10 protein-coding genes and 1 tRNA gene are annotated in these 12,286 nt (G+C 64.1%); 5 read left to right on the plus strand and 6 right to left on the minus strand.

The genetic code is table 11. The features are described 5' to 3' along the window. Position 1: 1 nt before the first annotated feature. The 6 genes from M2331_RS02120 to trpD form a co-directional block, all read right to left on the minus strand. Complete coding sequence (locus tag M2331_RS02120) at positions 2 to 457, minus strand: c-type cytochrome (RefSeq protein ID WP_181558761.1); 456 nt, start codon at positions 455 to 457, stop codon at positions 2 to 4. A gap of 3 nt (positions 458 to 460) precedes the next feature. After that, a complete protein-coding gene (locus tag M2331_RS02125; RefSeq protein ID WP_181558762.1) occupies positions 461 to 1,726 on the minus strand; it encodes an FAD-dependent oxidoreductase in 1,266 nt (421 codons plus the stop codon). A gap of 83 nt (positions 1,727 to 1,809) precedes the next feature. Further along, positions 1,810 to 3,015, minus strand: coding sequence for a gephyrin-like molybdotransferase Glp (gene glp, locus M2331_RS02130; protein ID WP_181558763.1), 1,206 nt, complete (start codon positions 3,013 to 3,015; stop codon positions 1,810 to 1,812). Positions 3,016 to 3,036: 21 nt separating this feature from the next. Then, a complete protein-coding gene (gene moaC / locus M2331_RS02135) occupies positions 3,037 to 3,504 on the minus strand; it encodes a cyclic pyranopterin monophosphate synthase MoaC (protein ID WP_181558764.1) in 468 nt (155 codons plus the stop codon). Further along, on the minus strand, positions 3,501 to 4,289 hold the full coding sequence (gene trpC, locus M2331_RS02140; protein ID WP_181558765.1) for an indole-3-glycerol phosphate synthase TrpC: 789 nt from the start codon (positions 4,287 to 4,289) through the stop codon (positions 3,501 to 3,503). Before trpC ends, moaC begins: the two co-directional genes overlap by 4 nt. After that, positions 4,286 to 5,278, minus strand: a complete 993-nt coding sequence (gene trpD / locus M2331_RS02145) for an anthranilate phosphoribosyltransferase (RefSeq protein WP_181558766.1) — start codon at positions 5,276 to 5,278, stop codon at positions 4,286 to 4,288. The genes trpC and trpD overlap by 4 nt, the downstream gene beginning before the upstream one ends. Before the next feature lie 178 nt (positions 5,279 to 5,456). Between trpD and M2331_RS02150 the strand changes: the two genes are divergently transcribed. The 5 genes from M2331_RS02150 to M2331_RS02170 all read left to right on the plus strand — a co-directional run bounded on the left by M2331_RS02150 (position 5,457) and on the right by M2331_RS02170 (position 12,191). Further along, a tRNA-Gly gene (locus tag M2331_RS02150) sits at positions 5,457 to 5,530 on the plus strand. 263 nt (positions 5,531 to 5,793) lie between these two features. Beyond that, a complete protein-coding gene (locus tag M2331_RS02155) occupies positions 5,794 to 7,782 on the plus strand; it encodes a BCCT family transporter (RefSeq protein ID WP_264592252.1) in 1,989 nt (662 codons plus the stop codon). 327 nt (positions 7,783 to 8,109) lie between these two features. Continuing rightward, positions 8,110 to 10,251, plus strand: a complete 2,142-nt coding sequence (locus M2331_RS02160; RefSeq protein WP_181558767.1) for a bifunctional diguanylate cyclase/phosphodiesterase — start codon at positions 8,110 to 8,112, stop codon at positions 10,249 to 10,251. A gap of 291 nt (positions 10,252 to 10,542) precedes the next feature. After that, positions 10,543 to 11,301, plus strand: a complete 759-nt coding sequence (locus M2331_RS02165; RefSeq protein ID WP_181558768.1) for a histidine phosphatase family protein — start codon at positions 10,543 to 10,545, stop codon at positions 11,299 to 11,301. After that, positions 11,298 to 12,191 carry an NAD(P)H-hydrate dehydratase gene (locus M2331_RS02170; protein WP_264592253.1) on the plus strand — a complete coding sequence of 298 codons (894 nt, stop codon included), beginning with the start codon at positions 11,298 to 11,300 and terminating at the stop codon, positions 12,189 to 12,191. The genes M2331_RS02165 and M2331_RS02170 overlap by 4 nt, the downstream gene beginning before the upstream one ends. Positions 12,192 to 12,286 lie beyond the last annotated feature (95 nt).

The raw sequence follows: 12,286 nt of genomic DNA on the forward strand, positions 1-12,286 counted from the left end.
CCTATTGTGTTCTGGGCACAGCCATGGCGGTGAGCTTGAGATCTGCGGGCTGCACGGTGATCCGCGCGAGAGCGCCGGCCTCGCTGGGCAACGCAGCGCTTCCGGCCGGCAGGCCATTGGCCTGCAGCAGAAAGGCGATGATGTTCGTCGTGTCGTCCGGCGTCAGCGAGCCGGGCGCGAATTGCGGCATGGCCCGGCCGACATAATCATGCAGATTGGAGAGCGGGGCGTTGCTCCAATGGGCCATGAACCGATCGCTAAGGCCGGGAATCTCGAACATGCCTTCCAGCGCCCGGCCGTGGCACATGGCGCAACGCGTGGCATAGAGGCGGGCGCCAGCTTCGGCCTGCGCGGCCGTGTAGACGCCGTCTCGCGTGCTGGCCGAAGGGGATGTCGCAGCGATCGCGGCGAGGGCGGTCAGGGCAGCGGCCAGGAGCGGGGCGGTGCGCAGCAGCATCGGTCAGCCCTGTGCCTGGAAGTCGGGCGCGAAGACGGGCGCCATGATCTCCAGACCTTTCTCGATATCGGCGACATTGGGCAGTTCCATGCTGTCGCCCACGCCCAGCATCTCGCCCATATCTGGGTTATTGTTCATCACCACGATCCCGTCGCGCTTGGAGGTGAGCGAAACATTGCGATAGCGCACGCTGTAGAAGGCGTCGGGCTGCGGCACGAGCCAGCCGGTTTGGCCACGCACGGGGATGATGGTCTTGTCCTGCCACAGGTCCCGGGCCGCATAACCCGTGCAGTTGATCACGACCTTCTGCGGGAGCACGGCATAGTCCGCCGGGCGAGCGAAGTCGCGCATCACGAACTGCCCGCCGCGCTCGAAAAACTCGCCGAGCATGACGTGGGCATAGCTGGCGAAGTTGAAGATCATCTGCGAGCTGCGCCGCACATGGGGTTGCGGGAAGGGGTTCTCCTCGGCGCTCAGCGGCTGGGCCTGCGGCACGATGTCCCGAATGCGCTCGCTATAATGGCCGAACTCGGAATTCTGCTGTGGCCGCCCACTCGTCGCGAAGTTCTGCGTGATTGCAGGGTCGGCTGGCCACTCCCGCCGAGTGATCGGCGTATCCGAAAGCTGGTAGGAATCGCCGAACTCCACCGGCTGACCCGGCAGACCGAGATAGGTGCGAAAGGCCTTCCACGAGAAGCGGGCCATGCGTTCCCACCGCTCGCCAAAGGCGGGGCCGGCGGGCTCGGCCAAGGCGATGCGGCTATCCGGGGTGAACGATCCGCTGGCGCGGAACGAGCGGGTTTGCTGGATCGATTCGCGCGCATAGAGCGTGACCTTGAGGCCGGCGCGCTGCGCCATTACCGCCGTGGTCAGGCCGATAATCCCGCACCCCACCACCGCAATCTCGCGCGGCAGGACAGAGAGCGCCTTGCCGACCGCGATGTCGGCCGATCCCCAGGAGAGCGACCAGCCGCTGCCGCCATGGCCATAATTATGGATGACGAGCGCATCGCCCACCGTCTCCACGTCCAGATTCGGCCCGGCAGCGCGCAGCGGTCGGATGCAGCATTTCACGTCGATCAATTGGTCGCGGCTGATGCGAATGGGAACGAGCGCCGTCCGGCGGCTTGGTGCACGCAAAGTCGCGGGACGGGAACCGGAGGCTGGCGCGCAGGCCTGCAGCCCTAGCATGGCTGCGGCGCCGATCGTTCCTGTGAGCATGGCCCGGCGTTCGACGCCCAGCTGCCCCTCTTGCCGAAATTCTGCCATGCGACCCCCATTTGAGACGCAGACTGTAGGGCGCGAGGGGAGGGCAGCAATTGCCCAGAATACGTATTGAGTGCTGGAAAGGCTCAGTCCGCGCCGAGGCCGAGCGCGGCCCAGTCGAGCAGCTCTGTTTCTTCTCCAGCGCGCGCGGCCGGCGCGCCTTCCGGCCGGACGATCAGCGCATTGGCCTGGGCGGCGGCATGCATCGCGCCGCTATCCTGGAAAGCCAGCGGCGTGGCCATGCCCGCGCCGTCGACCACCGCGCGCATGAACAGCCTGCGCTTGCCGCCCGGGGGGAGGTCTGCGCCGAGCCGCACCTTGCGGCTCTTGGGCAGCACATCCGTTCCGCCAGCGAGCCGGCGAATGAGCGGCAGCAGGAACAGCGCTCCGGTGACCATCGCCGAGACCGGGTTGCCGGGCAGGCCGAGCATGATCTGCCGCCCCATGCGTGCCACGATCAGCGGCTTGCCGGGCTGCATGGCGATCCGCCAGAAATCGATGCTGCCGCCTGCCGCCTCCAGCGCCGGGCGCACCAGATCGTGATCGCCCACGGACGCTCCGCCGGAGGTGACGATGACATCGGCGGTAGCCGCATCGCGCAGCGCGGCGGTGAGTGCGTCCAGATCGTCCCGCACGATCCGCTCGCTGGTCACCACGCCACCCGCACCGCAAACCATGGCGCGCAACATAGCGCCGTTGGAGGCCGGGAGCTTGCCGGGCGGGCAGGGCGCGCCGGGCGGGACGAGCTCGTCGCCGGTGGAGAGGATCGCGACCCTAGGCTGGCGATGCACCGTCAGCGTTTCGTGGCCCGCGAGCGCCGCCAGGCCGATTTGCGCCGGGCCGATCCGCAGGCCGGCCGGCAGCAACGTATCGCCGTGCGCAAAATCGCTGGCACGCGGGCGGACATGCCGTCCCTGACCACCCGGTCCGTCGCCGGTCAGGCGGATGGACGGGCCATCGGCGGCGATATCTTCCTGCACCACCACCGTATCCGCACCGGGCGGCAGCGGCGCGCCGGTGAAGATCCGCATTGCTTCGCCCGCGCCGATGTGTGCAGCCGCAGGGACGCTGCCTGCCGCACTCTCGCCCACCAGGCGCCAGGGCCCGGGCAGATCGGCGTGACGGATCGCATAGCCGTCCATGGCGGAGAGGGCCGTCCACGGCTGGTCACGCGCTGCGGTCAGCGGCGCGGCCAGCCATCGGCCGTTCGCCTCAGCCAATGGAACCGCTTCGGGCGCCAGCGGCGTAGCGAGGGCGAGCAGTCGCTGCTGTGCGTCATCGACAGAGATCATGGCCGCGCCGCCGCCATGATCTCAGGCGGTCCAGTCGCCGGACTTGCCGCCCGCCTTGGCCGTGACGTGAATGTCGCGAATGACCATGTGCTTATCCACGGCCTTGAGCATGTCGTAGAGTGTCAGCAGGGCGGCGGAGACGGCGGTCAGCGCTTCCATTTCCACGCCGGTTTTTCCGCTTGTACGCACGCTTGCGGTGGCGGTGGCGCCGCCCGCATCCAGCGCAAGGTCCAGCGTCAGGCCGGTGAGCGGCAGGGGATGACAGAGCGGAATGATGTCGCTGGTGCGCTTGGCGGCCATGATGCCGGCGATGCGCGCGGCGGCGAACACATCGCCCTTGGCGGCAGTGCCGTCCGCAATCGCGGCGCGAGCGGCCGCGTTCATGTCGATCCTACCGGTCGCGCTGGCGGTGCGGCTGGTGTCGGCCTTGGCCGTTACATCCACCATGCGCGCGGCGCCGGCCTTGTCGGTATGGCTGAGGCCGCTCATGCGCCGATCAGCGCGCGCGTTGCGGCTTCGACATCATCCTGCCGCATGAGCGATTCGCCGACCAGGAAGCAGCGCACGCCATGCTCCGCCATGGCATCAAGGTCCGCCTTCGAGCCAAGACCGGACTCCGCGACGAAGGTGCAGCCCTCCGGCGCGCTGCCGACCAGCTCATAGGTGCGCGCGAAATCGACCGAGAAATCCTTGAGGTTGCGGTTGTTCACGCCGATGAGACGCGAGCGCAGGGTCAGCGCCCGCTCCAGCTCGGCGGCATCATGCACCTCCACCAGCGCATCCATGCCGAGGCCGAGCGCGGCATCCTCGATCTCCTTCATCTGCGCATCGGAGAGGGCCGAGACGATGATCAGCACGGCATCGGCGCCGATCGCCCGGCTCTCCAGCACCTGCCAGGGATCGACCATGAAGTCCTTGCGGATCACCGGCAGCGAGACGGCGGCACGGGCCGCGATGAGATAATCCTCATGGCCCTGAAAATAGGGCGCGTCGGTCAGCACCGAAAGGCAGGCCGCGCCGCCCGCCTGATAGGCGCGGGCATGGGCCGGCGGATCGAAGTCGGCGCGGATCAGCCCCTTGGATGGCGAGGCCTTCTTGACCTCGGCGATGAGGCCATAGCCCCCCGCTGCCACCTTGGCGTCGAGCGCTCGCCGGAAGCCGCGCGGCGGGGTTTGGGAAGCGGCCATCGCCTGCAGGTCGGCGAGCGAGGTCGCCTGCTTGCGGGCGGCGACCTCGTCCCGCTTGGTGGCGCAGATTTCATCGAGCTTGTTCATGCGTAGGCGATCCAGCAGTCGAGCAGGGTGTTGGCAAGGCCGCGGTCGAGGGCTTCGGTGGCTTCCTCGACCCCTTCGGCCAGCGTTTCGGCCTTGCCGGCGACGATCAACGCCGCAGCGGCATTGAAGAGCACGGCATCGCGATACGGGCCGGCCTCGCCCAGCAGCAGCGCCCGCAGTTTCGCGGCATTATAGGCCGGGTCGCCGCCCTTTATCGCGTCGATAGGGTGTGACGGCAGCCCGGCATCGGAAGCGCTGATCCGCCGCATTGCAACGATGCCGTCGCTTGTCACATCCGCCACGTCATTGCCGCCGGCGAGCGAGAGTTCGTCCAGCCCCTCATCGCCGGAGATGACCATCGCGCGTTCGGTGCCCAGCTCGGCCAGCGCCTGCGCATAGATCGGCACATAGGCCGGGCGCGCGATGCCGATGAGTTGGCGGGTCACGCCGGCCGGATTGGCGAGCGGCCCCATCAGGTTGAAGATGGTCCGACGGCCCAGCGCCTTGCGGATCGGCGCGATCCGCGCGAGCGAGGGATGATGCTTTTGCGCAAAGAGGAAGCAGATTCCGAGATCCGCCAGCGTGCGCTCGGCGGTGTCTGCCGCGCGGTCGAGGTCGAGCCCCAGCGCCTCGAGCGTGTCGGCGGCGCCGGCCTTGGAGGACGCAGCACGATTGCCATGCTTGGCCACCGGCGCGCCACAGGCGGCGACGACAAGGCTGACGGCGGTCGAGATGTTGAGCGTGTGATGGCCATCGCCACCGGTGCCGCACACGTCGATGGCGCCCGCAGGCGCCTGCACCGGAATGAGGCGCGCACGCATCTCCTGCGCGGCGGCGGCAATCTCGGTGGCCGTCTCGCCGCGCTCGGCCAGTGTGACCAGAAAGGCGGCGATTGCTTCGTCCTCCACCGTGCCATCCAGAATGGCGGCGAAGGCGCGGGCGGCGCCCTCCGGCGAGAGAGGGCTGGCAGGATCGGGCAAGCTGTTCATTGCCGATCCTTTGCAATCTGTGGCGCGCAAAGTCGAGGGTCGATCAATGCTCTGTCGCTACAGGATCGCGATGCGAAGCTGTTGACGCTGCCGGGCCTGTCGTGGCAATGGCTCCAACGTATCGCCACTGAGCGGTCGTTCCGGCCCATGCCGGCGATGATCGGCGGACTGTCGATGAGCGGGTATAGCTCAATGGTAGAGCACTAGCCTTCCAAGCTTGTGATGCGGGTTCGATCCCCGCTACCCGCTCCAGCCTTTTCCGCCATTTTTACGCTTTGTCTCGGGATTGTTTTGAACCCTGTTCGCAGGCGCGCAGGTGCTTCGATTGGACGACCACCCACATTGGGGCGGCATCTCCGTGGGTCAGTTCTTCCGTCAGCGGACAGGTGCAGAGATGCCGCGCTATAAGGTTACGCCGGTGACGTGGTCACGGCCCCTTGTGAGCCATATGCAACCGACCGCGCTTCGCCTCGTTCCCTTTCGTGAAGAGAGTTCTCGCTGCATGGGGGGAAGAGGTGAGCGAGCCATCGTTTAATGAGACGCCGGAAGGCACCATAAAGCGCCGGATTGAGATCAATCCTACCGTGTTCTTCGTCTCGGCCGGCCTCATTCTCGCCTTTGTGTTGTTTGGAGCAATCGTTCCTGATGTTGCCGGTCGGCTATTCGCCGCTGCGCAGGCGCTCATCGTGGCGGACTTCGGCTGGTTCTACATTGCATCGGTGGCCGGCTTTCTCGTGTTCGCCCTGTTTTTGATGTTCAGCCGTTATGGCGACGTCAAACTTGGGGCCGACGACAGCGAGCCAGACTACAGCTATCCTTCATGGTTCGCGATGCTGTTCAGCGCGGGGATGGGGATCGGGCTGATCTTCTTCGGCGTCGCCGAGCCCATCCAGCATTACGCCTTGCCGCCGGTCGGCGAAGGTCGCACGATCGAATCCGCCCGGCAGGCGATGGTCCTTACCTTCTTTCACTGGGGGCTCCACGCTTGGGCGATCTACATCGTCGTCGGCCTGGCGCTTGCCTATTTCGCCTTTCGTCGCGGTCTGCCGCTCACCATCCGCTCGGCGCTCTACCCGCTGATCGGGGAGCGGATCTATGGTCCTATCGGCCACGCGGTCGACATCTTCGCCGTGCTGGGCACCATGTTCGGGGTGGCGACTTCGCTCGGTCTGGGCGTGCTGCAGGTGAATGCCGGCTTTAGCTATCTGTTCGGTCTGCCGAGCAATACGGTCATCCAGCTGGTCCTGATTGCCGCCATCACGGGGTTGGCGACGCTGTCGGTTGTCATGGGGCTGGACCGAGGCGTGAAGCGCCTGTCGGAACTGAACATCATTCTGGCCGCCCTATTGCTGGTCTTCGTGCTCGTGACAGGGTCGACGGTGTTTCTGCTTCAGGCCTTCGTCCAGAATGTGGGGACTTATCTCAGCGAGGTCGTGCAGCGCACCTTCCGCCTGTACGCCTACGAGCCTAATCCGTGGTTGGGTAGCTGGACGCTGTTCTACTGGGGCTGGTGGATCGCATGGTCGCCATTTGTCGGCATGTTCATCGCGCGCATCTCGCGCGGGCGCACAATCCGTCAGTTTGTTGGCGGCGTTCTGCTCGTCCCGGCATTGTTCACCTTCCTCTGGATGACCGTATTTGGCAACACGGCGATCGCGCTCGATCTGAGCGGCGCAGCCCACATCGCCGATACGGTCGCTAACAACCTCCCGGTCGCCTTGTTCGAGACGCTTGAGCAGCTCCCGCTTTCCACCATTGTTTCAGGCATCGCGACGCTTCTCATCATCACGTTCTTCGTAACGTCGGCGGATTCCGGCGCGTTGGTGATGGATATGATCACGTCCGGGGCCGCGAAAGACCCTCCGGTCTGGCAGCGCGTCTTCTGGGCGGTCTGCGCCGGCGGTGTCGCGGCGGTTCTGCTGGTCGCCGGTGGGCTTCAGGCGCTTCAAACCGCGGCGATCGCCAGCGCGTTGCCCTTCGCTGTGGTCATGGTGTTCATTTGCTATGGCCTGTTGCGAGCCCTTCAAACCGAGAGCCAGGAAGCGATGGACCTGTCTGCCGCGGGCGCGGCCACGGGCGCAGAAAACGCCCTCACATGGCAGCAGCGCCTCGCAACCATCACCCGGTTTCACGATCGAGACGAAGTCCTCACTTTTCTCGCCGACACCGCGCAGCCGGCCCTCGCGGCCGTGGCGGCACAAATGCGACACAGCGGTATTTCCGTGCGCCTCACGCAGGATGCCGACCATGTGGGGCTCACCATCCCGCATGGCGAGCGAGGCGATTTCGATTACACCGTCCGTGCGCGCGGATTTCGTGTGGCGAGTTTTGTTTGGGCCGAACCGCGAAAGATTCAGGAGCGAGAGCGCCTACATTATCGCGCCGTGGCGCACTCGTCCGACGGCGGGCAGCCTCATGACGTGACCGGCTATACCGACGAGCAACTGATCAACGATCTGCTTAATCGCTATTCCCGCTTCCGTCACAGCCGGCGGATGTCGTGATGCGATCAGCGGCAGTCAGCAGAAGGTAAAGGGTAGAGCTCGTCTGAAATGTAGTCGTAAGACGCAAACGGCATTTGGCCTCAGAGAACATTTCATCCGATTGCAAGCTCGCGTGAGGGAGACTTCAAGGGAGCGTGTTCGTTCGTCCGCACGCTTTCTCCGACGGAAATTTGTCAGCGAGGTTCTGCTGAGACACGGGCTCATTCTGAGCGAAAAAGCCGTCAGCTATCCCTCCATCCGAAATGCGGTGAATGGAGAATCTTTATTAACGTCTTCGTACGACCTGCGGCCCAAAGGTGCTGAAAACAGTCACATCAGCAAAGGCCTATGTCACTCATTCAACGCGTGCCTGCTCGCTATCTCTGGCCTGTGCTATTGCTTCTCGGGTTGTGCTTTGGAAGCATTCTAGGCCTCATTTTAGTCACGACCTCCGCGCAGGATCGGCTTGAGGCAGTACGCGAGACGCGGACGCTGGAAGCTGCCCTCGCGACAAGCGTCTCCATGGTGGAGCATGATCTTCAGGATTACGCGAAATGGGACGACGCAGTGCGCCACATTTCGTACGACTTCAGCGCGGCGTGGATCGACGACAACATCACGGCTTACCTCGGTAAAACCCAGAATTATGACCATGTCTTTGTCATCGGTCCTGACGGGGGGACCCGCTACGCCTTCAGCAACGGGAACCGATCCTCATCTAAATTTGCCGAGATACTGGGTCCGTCAATTCAGACGGCGATGGCAAAAGTGCGTGCTATGGATGATCGTGGCACGCCAATCGTCAGCGGCTTTGCCCGCGAGAAACGTCAGGTTTTCGTCTACTCGGTTGCTGCCGTTGTTCCCTTGACCAACAAAGTGTCGGCGCCTGCGGGTGAGAGGCACCTGCTCGTCATAGCCGAGCGTTTTGATGCGAGCCATCTCGCCAGTATCCGTGCCAAGCACCATCTCCCCGCCCTAGCGCTAAACCTGGCACGGCCAGCCCCGTCGAGCGCCGCGCTAGTCCTGCGAGATATGGATGGTAACCAGATCGCATCCGTTAAGGTCGCGTTCGAGACCCCTGGCACACAATTTCGTCGCGAGGTCATCCCCGGGTTTGCCGGCATCATGGTCGTCGCGGTTATCGCTGCGCTTTTTATCCTGCGGCAGGGGGGGCAGTCCATTGCAGCATTGACAGCCAGCCAAGCCAGAACTCAGCATTTGGCGAACCACGATCCTTTAACGGAGCTTCCTAATCGCCGCGTCCTCCTCGGTCGGCTCAACGAGGCGATTGCGACCGGTAATCATTTCGTTCTGCTTTACATGGACCTAGATGGCTTCAAAGGCGTGAACGATCTTTATGGCCATGGCGCAGGGGACGCCCTGCTGCGGGAGGTGGCATCCCGGCTCGCAGCGGCCGCGCCGGCGCATTCGCTGATTGCTCGCACGGGCGGCGACGAGTTTGCAATATTGTGCCAGCTTGATGTCGATGGCCCGGGATGTTCGCTTGCCGAACGCATCATCGCCTCCTTTCAGACGACGGTTCCGGTCGCCGGCGCCAATATTCTCATCGGAATATCCGTTGGCGTCGTGACGTCTTCTTCAGATGCTCTCGTCGATATCGACGAACTGATGCGCCGTGCGGACGTTGCAATGTACAATGCCAAAGCCAGGGGGAAGAACCGCTGGAGCGACTTCACCCTCGAACTGGACGAAGAACATCTCGTGCGGAAGCGTCTTGAACAGGACTTGCGCATTGCAATCGCGGAAAATCGAATTGAACTGGCCTATCAGCCGATTGTTCTAGCGGAATCCGGCGCCATTGTTGGGCTTGAAGCCCTAGCGCGATGGACCCATCCCACCGAAGGTCCAATTCCCCCAGATGTATTCATTCCGCTTGCCGAAATGACTGGCCTAATCGGTTCCTTGGGAGGGCAGGTGCTCCGCAGGGCCTGCATCGACATCAAGCCTCTCGGCATCGACCTCTCGGTCAACCTCTCGCCCGCGCAGTTTTGGGATGCACATCTTGCTGACCAGATCAGCGCAATCCTTGCCGACACAGGGTTTCCAGCTGACCGGCTCGAACTCGAGATCACTGAAAGCTATTTGCTGGGTCGGCCACAGGCCGCTGCGGCAATCATGGCCGATCTGCGGACCTTGGGCATCCGGCTCGCTTTGGACGACTTTGGAACTGGCTTCGCAAGTATTGGTTACCTCCAATCCTTCAAATTTGACCGGCTGAAAATAGATAAGCTCTTCGTGAAAGAAGCCATGGGCTGTGCGTCAGGTCGCGATTTGTTGGTAGCCATTGTAGCGCTGGCCCAAGCGCTGGGTCTTAGGATCACGGCAGAAGGCGTAGAGACAGAAGATCAAGCGGCCCTCGCCCGGGCCGCAGGATGCCACTGGCTGCAAGGCTGGCTGTTCGGCCGCCCGATGCCACTCTCCCAGCTACTCCAAGAAAGCAGTCTAAGGCGCGGGACTCAAAAAAGATGATTCTCGATTGCAGCCGCTGAACGAGAATGAGGCGGGTGGCGTGGCCCCTCCTGCCGACCGAGCGGTGTTGTAAACCCCAATCTTCTGGCCTTCGGAGCCGTTATTGGTTCGGCTTCAACAACCGACCGGTGCGTTGAGTGGAGCACTCGGCTTAGACAGCAAGGGCTCGGAAGCGGACAACTGGAGCGCTTTGAATCGCGGATGCCGCCGGGGTGCTCGCTGTCCGCGCTCTACGCTCATAGGGATCGAATTAAGCGTCAGGAACGTTCCGCGATCACCAGCGGAGGCAGTATGCATTGGCCAGAACAGTTGATTATCGTGCGCCACGGGCAGAGCGCGGGGAATGTCGCCCGCGACGCTGCGCACGAGGCAGCGCATGACCGGATCGCGCTGACCTCGCGGGATGCCGACGTGCCGCTGAGCGACCTCGGTACGGCGCAGGCGCGCGCGCTGGGCCTGTGGTTCTGCGAGCAACCGGCTGAGCATCGGCCACAGATTCTCTTATCTTCTCCCTATCTCCGTGCCTTTCAGACCGCAGAGCTTTTCCGCGAGGCGGGCGGGACCGACCGGCAGGAGCCGATCTGCTTTGACGAGCGCCTGCGTGAGAAGGAGTTCGGCATTCTCGATGGCCTCACCACGCCCGGCGTCGCGAATATCTTCCCTGATCAGGCCGAATTTCGGCGCCTGCTGGGGAAATTCTATCACCGCCCGCCCGGGGGCGAGAGCTGGTGCGATGTCATCCTGCGGTTGCGGTCGGTCCTCGATACCATCTCGCTTCATTATGCCGGAAAGCGGGTGATGATCTTCACGCATCAGGTGGTGGTCCTCTGCATGCGCTACATCATCGAGAGCCTCGATGAGCGAGGCATCTTGGCCATCGACCGGGAAGGGGACGTGGCCAATTGCGCCATCACCGACTATCTGTTCGATCCGTCGGCGGGCCGGGATGGCGGGCTCAAGCTCCACCGCTACAATGTGACAGCGCCGATGCAGAACCACGCGACCCCGGTCACCAGGGAACCTGACGCGATCACGGGGCGGCGCGGATGATGCCGACCCTCGACCGCGCCTGGCTCGAAGCCCATCCGCTGCCGCCGATTGCGGCGCTGGGCGATAAGGACGCGCGGGGCCGGGTTCTCCTGGTCGGCGGTGCGGAGTTTGTGCCGGGCGCGCTCAGGCTCACCGGCGAGGCGGCACTGCGCGCGGGAGCCGGCAAGCTCCAGATGGCGACCGTGCGATCCGCTGCGATGGCGCTCGCCGTCCTGGTGCCCGAGGCCGCGATGATCGCCCTGCCTGCGGATGAGGAGGGTGAGATCGCGCTCGAGGCGGTTGCGTTGCTGCAGGAACGCCTCGCGCGCTGTGACACGCTCATCCTCGGGCCGGGGATGTCCGCGGGGGATCGCACCGAGCAGTTTGTCGCCGCGCTTCTCGGCACGCCAAAACCGGGCCAGACGATGATCCTCGATGCCGCTGCCCTCACTTGTGCCCGGAAGCTCGAGAAACTGATGGCGGCGCATGAGGGGCGGGTCATCCTGACGCCACACCATCGGGAAATGAGCTTTCTGACCGGGCAGGACATTGACGTCATCCGCAAAGACCCGCGCGCAGCAGCCCTGCATGTGGCGCGCGCCTTCAATGCGGTCGTCGTCCTTAAAAGCGCCAAAACCCTCATTGCATCGCCAAAGGAAGATGAGCCCTTGCTGTTCGAGGGCGGCAGCATCGGTCTTGCCACGGGCGGGTCGGGCGATGTGTTGGCCGGTCTGATCGGCGGCCTTGCCGCACGCGGCGCGGATCCTTTGCGAGCGGCGGCCTGGGGTGTCTTCGTCCATGGCGCGGCGGGCGCCGGCGTTGCCAGCCAGATTGCTCAAGTCGGATTTCTCGCGCGCGATCTTCTGCCGGTCATTCCTGGGCTGATCGCCAGCCTGGAACCGGAGCGATGAACGACGGCAATCGTATTGCCAAAGGTTAATATGGGCGGCGCGGCGGGGTCTGCGGCGTCCTTCGGTGGTTGTTCTGCGAAGGGGCGCGCGCCTGC

This window comes from Sphingobium sp. B10D7B (assembly GCF_025961955.1).
In the GTDB taxonomy this organism is placed as follows: domain Bacteria; phylum Pseudomonadota; class Alphaproteobacteria; order Sphingomonadales; family Sphingomonadaceae; genus Sphingobium.